The sequence below is a fragment of the Acinetobacter sp. YH01003 genome (genome assembly GCF_013420525.1).
In the GTDB taxonomy this organism is placed as follows: domain Bacteria; phylum Pseudomonadota; class Gammaproteobacteria; order Pseudomonadales; family Moraxellaceae; genus Acinetobacter; species Acinetobacter towneri.
On the sequence record NZ_VOXY01000003.1, the window covers coordinates 131,757 to 148,610 of the forward strand.

12 protein-coding genes are annotated in these 16,854 nt (G+C 42.6%); all 12 read left to right on the forward strand.

Features of this window, described 5'->3' with window-relative positions; genetic code table 11:
• Positions 1-9: 9 nt before the first annotated feature.
• The 12 genes from aroK (at position 10) to FTT70_RS05065 (ending at position 16,825) form a co-directional block, all read left to right on the forward strand.
• On the forward strand, positions 10-552 hold the full coding sequence (gene aroK, locus FTT70_RS05010) for a shikimate kinase AroK (RefSeq protein ID WP_004974468.1): 543 nt from the start codon (positions 10-12) through the stop codon (positions 550-552).
• Positions 553-570: 18 nt separating this feature from the next.
• Positions 571-1,650, forward strand: coding sequence for a 3-dehydroquinate synthase (gene aroB, locus FTT70_RS05015; RefSeq protein ID WP_004974469.1), 1,080 nt, complete (start codon positions 571-573; stop codon positions 1,648-1,650).
• Between the two features lie 10 nt (positions 1,651-1,660).
• Positions 1,661-2,506 carry a hypothetical protein gene (locus FTT70_RS05020; RefSeq protein WP_136143922.1) on the forward strand — a complete coding sequence of 282 codons (846 nt, stop codon included), beginning with the start codon at positions 1,661-1,663 and terminating at the stop codon, positions 2,504-2,506.
• A 568-nt stretch (positions 2,507-3,074) separates the two neighbouring features.
• Positions 3,075-7,550, forward strand: a complete 4,476-nt coding sequence (gene gltB / locus FTT70_RS05025) for a glutamate synthase large subunit (protein WP_180168358.1) — start codon at positions 3,075-3,077, stop codon at positions 7,548-7,550.
• 91 nt (positions 7,551-7,641) lie between these two features.
• The gene (locus tag FTT70_RS05030; RefSeq protein WP_180168359.1) at positions 7,642-9,063 is read left to right on the forward strand and encodes an FAD-dependent oxidoreductase; all 1,422 of its coding nucleotides are present in this window, start codon (positions 7,642-7,644) and stop codon (positions 9,061-9,063) included.
• A gap of 291 nt (positions 9,064-9,354) precedes the next feature.
• Positions 9,355-9,945, forward strand: coding sequence for a LemA family protein (locus FTT70_RS05035; protein WP_180168360.1), 591 nt, complete (start codon positions 9,355-9,357; stop codon positions 9,943-9,945).
• A 19-nt stretch (positions 9,946-9,964) separates the two neighbouring features.
• On the forward strand, positions 9,965-11,083 hold the full coding sequence (locus FTT70_RS05040; protein ID WP_180168361.1) for a YgcG family protein: 1,119 nt from the start codon (positions 9,965-9,967) through the stop codon (positions 11,081-11,083).
• The gene (locus FTT70_RS05045) at positions 11,077-11,637 is read left to right on the forward strand and encodes a TPM domain-containing protein (RefSeq protein WP_180168362.1); all 561 of its coding nucleotides are present in this window, start codon (positions 11,077-11,079) and stop codon (positions 11,635-11,637) included. The genes FTT70_RS05040 and FTT70_RS05045 overlap by 7 nt, the downstream gene beginning before the upstream one ends.
• A gap of 573 nt (positions 11,638-12,210) precedes the next feature.
• Positions 12,211-12,729 (forward strand): pilin, encoded by a 519-nt coding sequence (locus tag FTT70_RS05050; protein ID WP_180168363.1) that lies wholly within the window; start codon positions 12,211-12,213, stop codon positions 12,727-12,729.
• A gap of 104 nt (positions 12,730-12,833) precedes the next feature.
• Positions 12,834-14,243, forward strand: coding sequence for a sulfatase-like hydrolase/transferase (locus tag FTT70_RS05055; protein WP_180168364.1), 1,410 nt, complete (start codon positions 12,834-12,836; stop codon positions 14,241-14,243).
• A 61-nt stretch (positions 14,244-14,304) separates the two neighbouring features.
• Positions 14,305-15,039: a TfpX/TfpZ family type IV pilin accessory protein gene (gene tfpZ, locus FTT70_RS05060; RefSeq protein WP_180168365.1), complete on the forward strand. Its 735-nt coding sequence runs from the start codon at positions 14,305-14,307 to the stop codon at positions 15,037-15,039.
• Positions 15,040-15,193: 154 nt separating this feature from the next.
• A complete protein-coding gene (locus FTT70_RS05065; protein WP_180168366.1) occupies positions 15,194-16,825 on the forward strand; it encodes a PglL family O-oligosaccharyltransferase in 1,632 nt (543 codons plus the stop codon).
• The last annotated feature ends 29 nt before the right edge of the window (positions 16,826-16,854 follow it).

Consider the following 16,854-nt stretch of genomic DNA (forward strand, 5'->3'; position numbering starts at 1 on the left):
GGTGACTCCTTGCTAAGCAAAGAGTTTGACACCCTACCAAATATCTATTTGGTAGGGCCGATGGGGGCAGGCAAGACCACTGTAGGACGCCATTTGGCGGAATTGTTAGGGCGTGAATTTCTAGATAGTGATCATGAAATTGAACGCAAAACTGGCGCTACGATCCCTTGGATCTTTGAAAAAGAAGGCGAACAAGGGTTTCGTAGTCGTGAAACAGCGGTTATTGATGAGTTAACCACACGGCATAAACTTGTACTTGCTACAGGTGGCGGTGCGGTGACTCAAGCCCCGAATCGAGACTTCTTAAAACAACGTGGTATTGTTGTTTATCTATATACCCCTGTCGAAATTCAACTTCAGCGAACCTATCGCGATAAAAACCGTCCTTTACTTCAAGTTGAAAACCCCGAACAAAGATTACGTGATTTGCTTGCAGTGCGTGATCCGTTGTATCGTGAGGTGGCGCATTATATTATTGAAACCAATCAGGGTGCTGCGCGAGATTTGGCGCAAAAAATCTTAAATACGATTGTTTCAGAGCAAATATCTTAGGTAGAAAGCGACTTTTTCATGCAGACTTTACACGTTGAACTCGGCGATCGCCGTTACCCTATTTTTATTGGCAGTGATCTTCAGCCCCAAGAATTACTTGCACTTTATATTAAAGGTCAGCAAGTCATGATAGTGACCAATACCACGGTTGCACCTTTGTATTTAAGTCACTATGTGACGGCTGTTGAAGCACTTGGTAAGAAAGTGGCAACCTGTATTTTGCCTGATGGAGAAAAATACAAAGATATTCAGCATCTCACTCTTATTTTTGATGCCTTGCTGGAAGCTGGTTTTAACCGTGATTGTACGGTGCTGGCTTTGGGCGGTGGCGTGATTGGCGATATGGCAGGTTTTGCTTCGGCAAGTTTTCAGCGTGGAGTGTACTTCATTCAAGTACCGACCACTTTATTGTCGCAGGTCGATTCAAGTGTCGGTGGCAAAACAGGGATTAATCATCCATTGGGTAAAAACATGATTGGCGCGTTTCAGCAACCCCAAGTGGTGCTGGCCGATATGTCGCAACTGAATACTTTACCTGAGCGCGAGTTGTCTGCAGGCTTAGCCGAAGTCATTAAATATGCGCTTTTGGGTGATGTCGAGTTTCTAGAATGGCTTGAAACGCACATGGAAGCATTAGTGGCGCGTGATCCTGCTGTACTGGCAGAAGCGGTATATCGTTCATGTGCACATAAAGCGCGTATTGTTGCCAATGATGAAAAAGAGCAAGGTGAACGCGCTTTATTGAATCTTGGGCATACTTTTGGGCACGCAATTGAATCTTATTTGGGTTATGGTGAATGGTTACACGGTGAAGCTGTTGCGACAGGGATGGTAATGGCAGCCGATTTATCACAGCGTATGGGCTGGATTTCTGCCGAAGATGTAGAGCGTACAAAAAATATCATTTCTCGCGCCAATTTACCGATAGTATGTCCGCAAATTCCACTGGATCAGTTTTTGGCTTATATGGCACACGATAAAAAAGTGCTGAATGGTCAATTACGTTTGGTGCTCATGAAGCAATTGGGTCAAGCCATCATCACCAAAGAGTTTGACTTAGAATTGATGAAACAGGCGATTTTAGCCAATCAAGCATAAAAGGCAGCATATGACAGCACTGCGTACACACTGGCAAAAAATTCAACAGTCAATTTGGTTGCTGGGCGCGGTGCTGTGTTTATTGGCGGCACTGATTTTTTGGGCGGTGACAGACCGTGAAGAACTGGTTGAAATTGAAAAACAACCAGAGTCTGAAATTGAATTACAAATTCAACCCGAGAAGGTTGCTGCAACCACCTATTTGGGTGGCTTGCAAGAAGAAGTCAGACCTTTGGAACTCACCACGCGTTTAACGGCTTCTGGTTTGCATGAGGCTGAGTTTCGCGGTACTAAATTTATTCAGGAACAAAAAAATAATAGCACGATTGAACTGTTTCGGGTCAATGATGAAAACATCATTAAAAGTTTTATTAAAAAGCAAACAGATCGGAGCAAGCTGTTTTATATTCGTTTAAGCGGTGAGGGGCAGGCTGAACAATATGTGATGTTATATGGCAGTTTTGGCAATAAACGTGACGCTGCACAGACTTTGACCGCACTGCCATTCAAATTTCCTGAAACGATTCAGCCTGTTGTGGTGCAATTTGCTGACTATCGTCCTTATGTCAATGATTTAGGTGCAGATGAAATGGGGCTGAGCACCAAGTTATATGCGGTAAATTTACGTCCAGCAGCTGTGCCTAAAATAGATGAAAGTGCTTTGGCACGTCCACCTGCAACCACAACGACTGCACCGACTACGCAGGCAGTTGCACCGCAAAATAGTACCACCAGCACTACAATTACCCGCCGTGATCAGGAGGGTAATGTCGTTGATGTACAAAAATCACAAAGTGGTACAGCACCTGCTCAGCCAGATGCACCTGAACCTGAAGTGCGCGATCCTTTTAACTAATCATAAACACTTCCAATATTCTTTTAGCTCAAGTCGAGTCATTCAAATAGCTACTTGAGCTTTATCCTTTTTGTCTATTTTGGCTCAATTGCACCAATTTGATCTAAAAAAATTATTCTTCTCACTAAAAAATGCGTTCTAAAATGGCGCAGCATGGTGTATAAAAATAATGAAATGCACAAAAATAGTGCGAATTTGACTTAAAAATGTGATCTGATTTTACATTTTTAGGGTTAAAGCTGAGATTTGGCTCATGTGCGAATAAAAAATAAAGTTGGCATTGTTTTTGCTTTTATTGGTGCGTGAATTGAGTTGTTGTCCCTATTTTGGCGCAAAAAAGATTCAATGATTGTGCGAAACTGTCAAATTTGCCTGCTACATTAAAGTGTAAAAGTTGCGTAAATGATGAATCGGTCACTCAGGCTTTTTAATCGGTATTGATTGAAATAAATGTGTGACATTTCATTTACCCAAGGTTGATGTTTAGAGTTGTAAATTGAGTTAAATCGCAAAAACAGATTGTTTAATTGGCCCAATTGGGCAAGTAAAAGAAGGGTACGCTATGCACATGCCATCGCCTAATACTGTAGCTCCCGCTCAAGGTTTATACCAACCGGATGAGTTTAAAGATAACTGTGGTTTCGGTTTAATTGCCCATATGCAGGGTGATGCAAGCCATGATCTCGTCAAGACTGCCATTCATAGTTTAAGTTGCATGACCCACCGTGGTGGTATTGCCGCAGACGGTAAAACGGGCGATGGATGTGGTTTGCTGTTGGCGATGCCAAAGCAATTTTTCCGCGAAGAAGCAAAACGCTTAAGTGACATTACCCTGAGCGAAATTTTTGCAGTGGGTACAGTATTTCTGAACCTTGCCCCTGCCTTGGCTACACATGCTAAAAATATCCTGACCAAAGAAATTGAAGCTGAAGGCTGCAAAGTATTGGCTTGGCGTGTGGTGCCAACCAATAATGAGGCATTGGGCGAAATCGCCATGCAGTCTTTGCCTGCTTTTGAGCAAATTATTGTCAATTGCCCATTGGGGGTGACTGAAGTTGAATTTAACCGCAAACTATTTTTGGCGCGCCGTCGTGCCGAGCAGCAATTGACTGCCGATCCATATTTTTATGTGACCACGCTATGCTCAACCGTGATCAGCTATAAAGGTTTGATGATGCCTGCAGCGATTGCAGACTTTTATACCGACCTTGCCGATGAACGTCTGGCATCACATATTGTGGTGTTCCATCAGCGCTTCTCGACCAACACTTTGCCACGTTGGCCGTTGGCACAGCCGTTCCGTTATTTAGCACACAATGGTGAAATCAACACCATTACCGCCAACCGTAACTGGGCGATGGCACGTACCCCAAAATTTGAAAATCCATTATTGCCAGGTTTGACAGAGCTAAACCCAATTGTAAACCGTACAGGTTCAGACTCCTCAAGCTTAGACAATATGCTGGAAATTCTGGTGGGTGGCGGAATGGATTTATTCCGTGCCTTGCGTATGTTGGTTCCGCCTGCATGGCAGAACGTCGAAACCATTGATGCCGATTTACGCGCTTTCTATGAATTTAACTCTAAACATATGGAAGCGTGGGATGGCCCTGCAGGTTTAGTGATTCAGGATGGTCGTCATGCCATCTGTATGTTAGACCGTAATGGCTTACGTCCTGCACGTTGGGTGATCACTAAAAATGGCTACATTACTTTGGCCTCTGAAATTGGGGTGTGGGGTTATGAGCCTGAAGATGTAATTTCTAAAGGACGTGTTGGTCCTGGTCAAATTTTGGTGGTGGATACCTTTACTGGCAAAGTGCTCGATACGCAGGATGTAAATAACCATCTGAAAAGAATGCGTCCTTATCGTGAATGGTTGCGTGAAAATTCAATCCGTTTACAAGGTAGCCCAGAGCTTGAAGAATATTTGTGTGATCAGGGTTTAAAAGGTGATGCCTTAAAAGCTGCACAAAAAATGTTTATGGTGACCTTTGAAGAGCGTGATCAATTATTGCGTCCAATCGCAGAAAGCGGTCAAGAAGCCGTGGGTTCCATGGGTGATGATACGCCAATGGCAGTATTGTCGCGTCAGGTACGCCATGTGTCGGATTATTTCCGTCAGCAGTTTGCGCAGGTGACCAATCCACCGATTGACCCATTGCGTGAATCGATCGTGATGTCTTTGGAAACCTGTTTAGGGCGTGAACAAAACGTATTTGAGCAAGGTCCAGAACATGCCGACCGCTTGATTATCTCAAGCCCTGTGTTGACCAACTCCAAAATGCACCAAATTCGCACTTTGGGCCGTAAAGGCTATGAAATTGCCGACATCGACCTGAACTATGCCGAAAGCGAAGGTTTGCAAGCTGCAATTCAACGGATTTGCGAAACTGCTGCACAAGCGGTGCGTGAGGGTAAAACTTTATTGGTACTCACCGATAAAAAAATCCGTGAAGGTTACTTGCCTGCCAATGCGGTCATGGCGACTGGTGCGGTGCATCACTACTTAATACAAGTCAGTTTACGTACCGATGCCAACATTATTGTGGAAACAGGCTTTGCCCGCGATCCGCACCAATTTGCAGTATTGCTCGGTTTTGGTGCAACTGCGGTGTATCCATATTTGGCTTATGATGTGATCAATGACTTGATTGCCAAAGGCGAGTTATTGGGCGACCCTGTCTATGCACAAAGCAATTTCCGCAAAGGCATTGAAAAAGGCTTGCTCAAAGTCTTGTCCAAAATGGGGATTTCAACTGTAGCCTCTTACCGTGGTGGTCAGTTGTTTGAAGCAGTCGGCTTATCAGCCGAAGTGGTGAATACTTGCTTTATTGGTGTACCAAGTCGTATTCAAGGGGCTACCTTTGCCGACCTTGAAAATGATCAGAAAAAATTGGCAGATACTGCATGGAAATCGCGTAAGCCAATTGATCAGGGCGGTCTGCTGAAATTTGTATTTGGCAAGGAATACCATGCCTTTAACCCAGATGTGATCAATGCCTTACACAAAGCGGTGCGTTCAGGCAATTATGCAGATTTTAAAGAATATGCAGAAATCGTGAATAATCGCCCAATCGCAACCATTCGTGATCTATTCAAGTTAAAAACAGACAATTCCATTGCCTTAGATCAAGTGGAATCGGTTGAACAAATTTTACCGCGATTCGACTCTGCGGGCATGTCTTTGGGTGCGTTGTCACCAGAAGCGCATGAAGCGATTGCGATTGCCATGAACACTATTGGTGGGCGTTCAAACTCAGGTGAGGGCGGTGAAGACCCTGCGCGTTATGGCACGATTCGTAACTCGAAAATCAAACAGATTGCTTCGGGACGTTTTGGGGTCACACCTGCTTACTTAACCTCTGCAGAAGTGTTGCAGATTAAAGTGGCACAGGGTGCAAAACCAGGCGAGGGTGGTCAGTTACCGGGTGGTAAAGTGAATGGCTTGATTGCCCGTTTACGTTACTCTGTGCCGGGTGTAACTTTGATTTCACCACCACCGCACCACGATATTTATTCGATTGAAGACTTGTCACAATTGATTTTCGATTTAAAGCAAGTCAATCCGCAAGCCATGGTATCGGTCAAACTGGTGTCTGAACCGGGTGTGGGTACCATTGCAGCAGGTGTCGCTAAAGCCTATGCCGACTTCATTACCATCTCGGGTTATGATGGCGGTACCGCAGCATCGCCACTGTCCTCTATTCACCATGCAGGTTCACCGTGGGAGTTGGGTTTAAGCGAGGCGCATCAGGCATTACGTGTGAATGACTTGCGTGGCAAAGTTCGTGTGCAAACCGATGGTGGCTTAAAAACTGGTTTAGATGTGGTGAAAGCGGCAATTTTAGGTGCGGAAAGCTTCGGCTTTGGTTCAACCCCAATGATTGCCTTAGGTTGTAAATACTTGCGTATCTGTCACTTAAATAACTGTGCAACAGGGGTAGCAACGCAGCAAGATCATTTGCGTCAGGAACACTATATTGGTGAACCACAAATGCTGATCAACTTCTTCACTTTCATTGCGGAAGAAACCCGTGAATGGTTAGCTGCACTGGGTGTTGCTAGCTTGAAAGACTTGATTGGTCGTACCGACTTGCTAGAAATTTTACCGGGTGAAACCGAAAAACATGCGCACTTGGATTTAAGCGCCTTGTTGGAATCGCACCCTGCGGCAGAAGGCAAAGCGCAATACTGTCAGGTTGAAGGCAATGCGCCATTTGATAAAGGCATCTTGGCTGAAAAAATGATTGCAGAGATGTTGCCTGCAATTGAAGCAGGTACAGGGGGCGAATATTACTTTAATGTGAGCAACTGTGACCGTTCAATTGGTGCGCGTATTTCAGGTGAAATTGCGCGTCGTTATGGTAACTTGAGCATGGAACATCATCCTGTCAAATTGAACCTTACGGGTACTGCGGGACAATCTTTAGGTGTTTGGAATGCAGGTGGTTTGCATATCAAACTTGAAGGCGATGCCAATGACTATGTGGGTAAAGGCATGGCGGGGGGAAGAATTTCCATCTTCCCACCAAAAGGTTCGCCTTTCCAAACTCAAAATACAGCGATTATTGGTAATACCTGCCTCTATGGTGCAACCGGTGGTAAATTATTTGCTGCAGGTACGGCAGGTGAGCGCTTTGCGGTGCGTAACTCAGGTGCCTTCGCTGTGATTGAAGGGGCAGGCGACCACTGCTGTGAATATATGACTGGCGGGATTGTCACGGTATTGGGCAAAGTGGGACATAACTTTGGTGCGGGTATGACTGGTGGTTTTGCCTATGTACTCGATTTGGATAATGACTTTGTAGACCGTTACAACCACGAACTGATTGAGCTGAATCGTATTTCGACTGAAGCGATGGAAGAACATAAAGCATTCTTAGGACGTATTTTAGATGAACATATTGCCGAAACAGGCAGTGCGTGGGCGTATAAGATCCGTCATGAGTTTGATTTCTATAGCCGTAAATTCTGGTTGGTAAAACCAAAAGCTGCCAACTTGCAGACTTTGTTGAAAACCACCCAAGCAGATCCACAATAATCCACGACTCAGCATTCGGCAGATGTGGATAACTTTAGACTTATACCCAGTGTAAATGTCGCGTTATCCACATCCACCTACGGAGAAAGACATGGCAGAACGCCTACATAATGACTTTCAATTTCTGGATGTAGCACGCCAAGATCCAGAGAAAAAAGATCTCGATGTCCGCAAAAATGAGTTTGTGGAAATTTATAAACCGTTTACTGCAGAAGTGGCGGCCAATCAGACCCATCGTTGTTTGGGCTGTGGTAACCCGTACTGTGAATGGAAATGCCCTGTGCATAACTACATTCCGAACTGGCTTAAACTGATTTCGGAAGGTCGTATTTTTCAGGCAGCAGAATTGTGTCATCAAACCAATACTTTGCCTGAAGTCTGTGGACGGGTTTGTCCGCAAGACCGTTTGTGTGAAGGCGCATGTACCTTAAATGATGGTTTTGGTGCAGTCACCATTGGCAATGCCGAAAAGTACATTAACGATACAGCTTTTGCCTTGGGCTGGCGTCCAGACATGTCGCATGTGAAATGGACCGATAAAAAAGTGGCGATTATTGGTGCAGGCCCTGCAGGTTTAGGCTGTGCCGATATTTTGGTGCGTAATGGCGTCAAACCGGTAGTCTTTGACAAACGCCCTGAAATTGGCGGCTTGCTGACCTTTGGTATTCCAGAATTTAAAATGGAAAAAGACGTGATGAAACGCCGCCGAGAAATTTTTTCGGGCATGGGGGTTGAATTCCGTTTAAATACCGAAATTGGTACAGATATAACGATTGAACAATTGCTTGCAGATTACGATGCCGTGTTCATGGGCATGGGCACTTATACCTATATGAAAGGTGGATTTGCAGGTGAAGATTTAGATGGTGTTTATGATGCGCTGGACTTCTTGATTGCTAATGTCAACCGTTGCCAAGGCTGGGAAAAAGACCCTGTAGAATACATTAGTGTCGAAGGTAAAAAAGTAATTGTACTTGGTGGTGGTGATACTGCCATGGATTGTAACCGTACATCAATTCGTCAAGGTGCGCAGGAAGTGACCTGTGCCTATCGTCGTGATGAAGCCAATATGCCAGGTTCACGCCGTGAAGTGACCAATGCCCGTGAAGAAGGGGTGAACTTCTTATTTAACCGTCAACCCATAGAAATTGTCGGTGAAAATGGCAAAGTCACAGGTGTCAAAGTGGTCACCACACAATTGGGTGAGCCTGACAGTCGTGGTCGTCGTAGTCCAGAGCCTGTTCCAGGTTCAGAAGAAGTTCTAGCTGCCGATGCAGTATTGCTTGCTTTTGGTTTCCGTGCCAGCCCTGCAGATTGGTTTGCCTCTGCCAATGTTGGAGTAGACGGTTCGGGTCGTGTGCTGGCAGCAGAACAGCAAACATTTAAATTCCAAACATCAAACCCGAAAATTTTTGCCGGTGGCGATATGGTGCGTGGTTCTGATTTGGTCGTGACAGCAATTTGGGAAGGTCGTCAGGCAGCGGAAGGTATTTTAGATTATTTAGAGGTCTAAACGAGTTTGTTTTGCTTAGATCTTGAAAGGGCTGAGTTTTAAGGAATTCAGTCCTTTTTTATTGGATATTTTATCCCGCTCATCTTCTTGTGGAATATATTGCCATCCCTGATTCATATAAGGTTTAAGAGCTGAAACATCAATATCAATTTAATCTGCTGTACAAGGTTATTGTTGGATGTAATCAGTTTGGTGATTCGCTCGATTAAACAAAATACACAAACAGGTCAGAATTTCACGTTAGAATGAAATCATTTCAAACAAATACAAAGATAAGTAAGAGGTTAATTTATGAATTTCACAAAAAAAACCATGCTCGCGCTGGCTTTAACCAGTACTTTGACATTAAGCGGCTGTGGCTATAACACCTTACAAGTGAAAGATGAAGCCGTGACTGCTTCTTGGTCAGAAGTCCAAAACCAATATCAACGCCGTGCCGATTTAGTGCCAAACTTGGTGAATGTGGTCAAAGGCTATGCCAAACACGAAGAACAAGTCTTGACTGAAGTCACTCAGGCACGTGCCAATGTCGCAGGCTTAAAAGTGGATAAGTCGGTATTAGAAGACCCTGCGTTATTCCAGAAATATCAGGAAGCACAGGCGCAAATGACCAGTGCCTTATCACGTTTAATTGCGGTGTCTGAAAATTATCCAGACTTAAAAGCCAATGAGCAATTCCGTGATTTACAAGTACAACTAGAAGGCACAGAAAACCGTATTGCCGTGGCGCGTAACCGTTACATCAGCACAGTGCAAGACTTTAACAGCTATGCACGCCAATTCCCGCAAGTGATGACCGCAAAAGTCATTGGTATGGACACCAAACCAAACTTCAGTGCCGAACAAAGCGCACAAACAGCACCGAAAGTTTCGTTTGAATAACGCCTAGGAGGATGTCTGGATGCTGCAATCGCACAGCAAGACCCACATGAGTCTAGCGCAGATGCTGCTGCTCATGGCAGTTATGTGTTTCAGTTGCTTGGCAAATAGTGAAGTTGCTACAGCAACCGATGAAACCGCCGAAGCTGTAGTGCTGGGTAAAATTGTGCAGCAACAGCATCCTCAAAGTGCCAACCCCATCCCAGATTTTACAAATTCACGCCAGCCTACATCGAGCACTCAGCAAGCACCTATAGAAACACCAGTTCAGCAACCGCAAATTGCCAATGATATGGCAGAGGGTGAATCCATCCGTGCTTTGCCGACCTTGAATCAGCCCGTAGTCGATCAAGCCAATTTGCTCACTGCTGCAGAAAAACAGCAAATCAGCCAGCGGATTTTAAATGTACATCAACAAGCCAAAGCACAAATTGGAGTGGTGATTGTACCGACCACAGCGCAGGAAGATATTTTTGATTTTGCCATGCGGGTCGCAGAACAATGGCAGCTCGGTTCTGCTAAGCAAGACAATGGCGTGTTGATGGCAATTGCAGTCAATGACCGCCGTATTCAAATTTTAACAGGTTATGGTTTAGAGGGCGTGCTGCCCGATATTGTGGTCAGTCGGATAATTAACCAACGCATTACCCCCTATTTTAAACAAGCGCAATATGCGCAAGGCATAGATGCAGGCTTGGCAGAAATTGAACGGATTTTAAACCTAGACCCTGAAGTTGCTGCACAGGCGGCGCAAGAACTAAAACAACGCCATGAACAAGCCTTGCACGAACAACAGGCACGTGAAAAAACCTTGAGCAGTGCTTTATTTATTTTAATTGCAGGGGTAATTGGCTCATTGATAGTCGGAAAACGCTTAAGTGCTTCAACCGCTGCCGTAGCAGGTACAGTGGCAGGTTTGGTCAATGGTGCAGGCTTAATCACCAGTTTAATGATTGGCGTGGGAATTTTCTTTTTACTCATCACTGCCATTGCACAGACCATTTTCCAAATTTTCTTGTCCTCTGCAGGGCGTGGAGGCGGACGTGGTGGGGGTGGTTTTGGCGGCGGCGGTTTGGGTGGCGGTGGCTATAGCGGCGGAGGCGGTGGCTTTGGTGGGGGAGGAGCATCAGGATCATGGTAACCACAACAGATACAACAGAAATTATTACTCAACCGAAAATGGACATTGCAGCCCGTCCGAGTGTAAAGCGTTGGCTGAAGCATTTCTTTTATTTACCTGCCACCAAACGTTTTTTTAATGCGCAGGATCAACATGCCATTGCAGAAGCGGTGACGGCTGCCGAGCATGGGCATGTAGGTGAAATTCAGGTGGTAATTGAAGGTTGTTTACCCTCGCGGTTGGCGTATGCGATAGATACGCATACCCGTGCACGCCAATTATTTGCAGAATTGGGTGTTTGGGATACTGAACTAAACAGCGGCGTTTTGCTGTACCTGAATTTGTGTGAGCGCAAGGTGGAAATTGTGATTGACCGTGGTATTAAAACAGCAACCACGCAACAGGTGTGGGATGAAGTCTGTACGCATATTGTGCAAGGTTTGGCACAGCAGCAGTATCGGCAAGCGGTAATCACAGGTGTGAAAGAAATTGGTGAAATTTTGGATGTGTTTTATGACCGCCAGTTGCTAGATCAGCAAAATGAATTGAGCAATGCTCCGATTATTTTGGGGTGAGTGTTGCTAGTGTTCTTTTCTTTTTTGATCTCCCTCCTTGCACCATCTATGGCTTAATCTTTTTAAATCCCCCTCAATCCCCCTTTGATAAAGGGGGAAGCTTGAAAAGCATGTTTGCACAATAAATCAATTTTATAATGAATGTCCCTCTCTTTTTTAAAGAGAGGCTAGGAGAGATTTTTTAAACATGGGTGGCTTTCACTACATTTGGCTCACCTTTTTCAAAAGGGAAGTACTATGAGTACAAAAGATAACCACTGCACACAAGCTAAATTTGCTGAAATTTAGATCAAAAATACGAATAAATGTGTGATGGGTTTATTTTTAAAATTAAAAAAGGTGACTAATTGCTCTAAAATTGACAAAATTTGTTAAATTTACAATTTCTACCTGACAATATTTGTCACTTTTTAACAAAAATACACAGTCAAATTAAAAGGTCTAAATTTTTTATGTGTAAGGTGCTGTTTTTTTGTGAGAATTGTCTATAATAAAAGTTGGCACGTTTAGTGCTAATATTAAAATAGCTTACAAAGCTTATAACTAAATTAACAACATTTGTGGAGAATGTTTATGAATACAGTACAAAAGGGTTTTACCCTTATCGAATTAATGATCGTTGTTGCGATCATTGGTATTTTGGCTGCAGTTGCGATTCCTGCATATCAAGATTACACAGTACGTGCAAAGGTATCTGAATTAATCACTGCTGGCGGTGCAGCTAAGTCAGCGATTAGTGAAGGATACCAAACAAATGGTATGGTTGGTGTTAAATCTGCTGCTGCTGCAGTTGAAGCAGGATCTTCTACTAAGCCAGTAAGTAAATATCTTCAAACTATTAAGGCATCAGACGTTGGTGTAATTACTTTAACAACTACAAAAGATGCTAGCTTGCCTACAGATGCACAAGACTCAACTATTATTATGTCACCATATGTAGGTGGTGCTGCTTTGACAGCTACTACTACTACTCAAGGTTCAGTTCAATGGGCTTGTGCAAGTTCTACAGCAGAGCAAGCAAAATCTCGTTTAGCTGCTCTTTCTGCAACCGGTTCACTACCTGCTAAATATGCACCTTCTGAGTGCCGTTAATTATTAATCGCTTATTCATAGCCTCAATGATTCAAAAAATAAAAAGACTGGTATAACCAGTCTTTTTATTTTGATATTTATGAAGATGACATGTTTAAAATAAAATGACCCCTAATTTAAAAAAAGAAATTACGCCATTGTCTCTACGTGAGACCATTTACCTTATCACTCTTTTATTATTACCAAACCTTATTTTTATTGGTGCATCATTATATGCAGGGGTAGCTCGTCCTTTATTTAACCTTGACTATTTTTTCGCTTTATTTTTTATTTTATTACCTTATAAAGTGACAAGATTTGTAGGTACATGCATTTTGGTCTTTGCTTTGCTTTTTGATGCTATTATGTTTGTAATACAAATTTTCCCTTTTATGAATTTGTCTGCTATTCGGTATTTATTTTCATTTATTTTAGATGCACCAGATCTCTACTTATTTATTTTGGCTGGAGCTATATTTGTAATTATTAGCATAATAATACTTTTTATATTTTTATCAAAAAAAATTAAACAGCCTTACCCATCATTTATCTTGATCATTGTATTAATCATTAGCTATGTTCTGATGACACTAGATATTAGTTATACACGATTTAATGGAATTTTAGGGCGAGATAACTACTATATTGCTCACAGTCAAATTAGTCTTTATCTGGAAGAAACAAAGAGTGAGTTCTCTAAGCTAATGAGTACTAAACCACAATTATCGCCCTTAGCTAAAAATGAACAGCGTGCTTTAGATATAATTAATCAACCTTATCCCCCAAAAATATTATTAATTATTGCAGAGTCTTTAGGAGCATTCAAAGATGCTGAAATCCACGAGGTAATGCTTAAGAATATATTAGAGCAACAGAATCACTTTGAAAAATTATCTACGGGTTCATTGTTTACCATTGGAGCAACGGTTTCTGGTGAATTACGTGAGCTATGTAGTTTAAAAATTACAAATAATGGATTTGCATTAGGCCAGTCTAAACCAAAAATATTTAAGAATTGTTTTCCAAATCAATTACAACAGCAAAACTATAAAACCATTGCAATGCATGGTGCAAGTGGTTTACTGTATGATCGTACTAAGTGGTATCCGAAAGCAGGTTTTCAAGAAGTTTTTTTTGGTGAGCATTTAATTGGTTTACCACGTTGTAGTGCATTTAAAGGCGTATGTGATGATGAAATGATAGATGTTATTGCTAAAAAATTTGAAGAAAATGCAAAAAATAAATTATTTCTCTATTGGCTAAGCTTAACGGCTCACTACCCTTATGCACAACAAGATATTAGAAATCAACGTTTAGATTGCGAAAGATTTGCAATAAATCCCAATAGTGAAGTTTGTCGCAATGCTAAGTTACAAACACAATTGTTTGATGACTTAGCACAACTGATTCAGAAAAAAGAAATGCAAGGAGTTGAAGTTATTGTGGTTGGTGATCATCACCCCCCGATCTGGGGGGATGATAATCAATATATCCGCCCATTGAATGTAAGCTATTTACATTTTAAAATTAAATAACTCAGCCTGTGAAATCTATATTTTTGGATTAGGATTAAAATTTCACCTAGAAGATATAAAAATGTCCAAACGTCTAAAATTTTTTCTCAGCCATTTATTACTCTCATTTTTAGTCGCTTTATTAGTGATTGGACTCGTCTTTTTTATTTGGTATCCATCGCCACTTGCCACAGCTGTTGGCGTAATGCATATCTTTTTAATGCTGTTGGTTATCGACGTGATTTTAGGGCCACTTTTAGGCTTATTGGTCTATAAAGAAGGCAAAAAAACACTAAAATTTGACCTCAGTGTCATTATCCTCATTCAAGTCGCGGCTTTGTGTTATGGGGTGTTTAGTATTGAACAAGGTCGTCCTGCATGGTTGGTTTATAATGTAGATCGTTTTGAATTGGTTAGAAAAAATGAATTGGTTGATACTAATATTCAGCAAGCACAGCCACAATTCCAAAAACCTTCATGGTTTAAGCCGCAATATGTGGCTACTGAATTCGCCAAAGATACACAACAACGCAATGATGAAATGTTTGCAGAGATTTTTAGTGGTATTTCAATTTCACAGCGTCCAGAACGCTATGTAGAACTCACTCAAGCAAAAAAACAAATCCAACAACGTGCATTACTGCTTGTAGAACTGCAACAGTACAACCCCAAAACAGACGTTGAAAAAACTTTAGCAAAATATCCAAAAGCCGATGCATGGCTACCCTTAAAAGCCAATGCTATAGATATGGTGGTCTTAGTCAATAAACAATCTGCAAGCATCATCAAAATAGTAGACTTAAGACCGTGGAAATAATTTCTTAATTTAAAAATGGGGGGAGTCTAAGTATTCCCTATGCAATCATCCCATTTTAAAACTAGCAGAATTCCAATCAAACTTGCCACACAAAGCACTATCATCTTGCCAAAAAAAATATAAGATAGAGCCAGTTTTTTAGTCTAGTTTTCTTATGAAATCTGCATTGCTGCTTTTGGCTGCCATCCTCATCTCCCTTGCATGGCTATTGCCCATTCACTACCGCCCGTGGGTTACCTATACAGGTGAGCTTTACGCATTTGTTGCCCTGTTTGCCCTTGCAGCCTGCCTTTTTAAAGCAAAATTACAAATACCCAAAATCAGCCTGCCCTTACTGGCACTGTGCAGTGTTCCACTCATTCAGTGGGGCCTTGGCTTGGTCTACTTCTTTGACAAAGCCTTGCTCAGCAGCGTGTATATCTTCAGTTTTTGGCTAGCAATCAATTTTGGCTACAACCTCACGCAAAACAACAGCGAACGTGAACGCATCTTTACAGGCCTTAGTTATGTGCTGCTTGGCGTGGGAAGTATTACCGCATTCATGGCCATTTGCCAGTGGCTCACACTCGATCAATACCTGCCAATGATGGTGGATATAAGAATTGGGCAACGTCCTTATGCCAATTTCGCCCAACCGAATAATATGGCGACCTTTTTGGTGATGTCGCTTATGGCATGCCTATATTTATACGAAAAACAAAAACTTAAAACCGTATGGATTGTGATCGCAGCTGCCATGATTTTGGTCGGTGTGGTACTGAGTCAATCGCGGACTTCATGGTTGGCGTCGCTGTGTCTCTTGACCTATTTGAGCTATCAACAATACCGTGGCGTGATGCGGATAAAATGGGGTTATAGCTTACTGTGGTTTGCCGCATTTATCGGGCTGGTTTTTATCGCACCTGCTTTTAGTCAATTACTCTCACAAAGTGCAGACCTTTCGGTGCAATCTCGTGATGTAGTACAACGCGCTACAGGTGATATGTCACGCTTGGCAATTTGGCAGCAAATGCTCGCTGCGATTGAACATCAACCGTGGTGGGGCTATGGTTGGCATCAAACCAGCGTGGCGTATGTCACGATTAGTGAATTTGTGCAAGGCCCTGTGTGGATTCGCAGCGCACACAATTTCATTTTGGACTTTTTACTTTGGAATGGTGTGTTACTGGGCGTGCCATTTTTGGCGTATCTGGGCTATTGGGGTTACCAATTGCATAAATATACCCAGTCGGTGGAATCGGTTGTGGGGATTTTAATGCTCGGTGCATTTAGCGTGCATGCCATGCTGGAATTTCCACAAAACTATGCCTACTTCTTGCTACCTGTTGGTTTTATTATCGGCATGGTTCAATCACAACGGGTGTTCAAAAGCTTCTCTTTATCTGCAATTTATTTACGCACGACTTTTGTGATTGGTGCGTTATTGTTGATGCTGATTTATCGTGATTATGAGGTGATGGTGCCAAAACTGAATCAGTCGGTACGCTATGAACACACACCTGAAAAAATCACCCATCAAGAGCGTATTTTGGTACTCGAAGAATTTAACCGCCGCATTGCGTGGATTCGATTAAATCCGTATAGCCTACAAACGCCTGAACAATTGCAGGATATCCATGAAATTGTGTTGAATTATCCAACCCGCTACGATTTATTGAAATATGCACGCGTATTAGCATTTAACGGTTATGAAGCAGAAGCCAAAAAGCAATTATGGTTGTTAAGCACTTTGTGGCAGGTTAATGTAGATTATGCGACTTTATTGGATGAGGCAAAGCCGCGCTGATTTGTGTAGCGCAAGGAGGGGGATTTGAA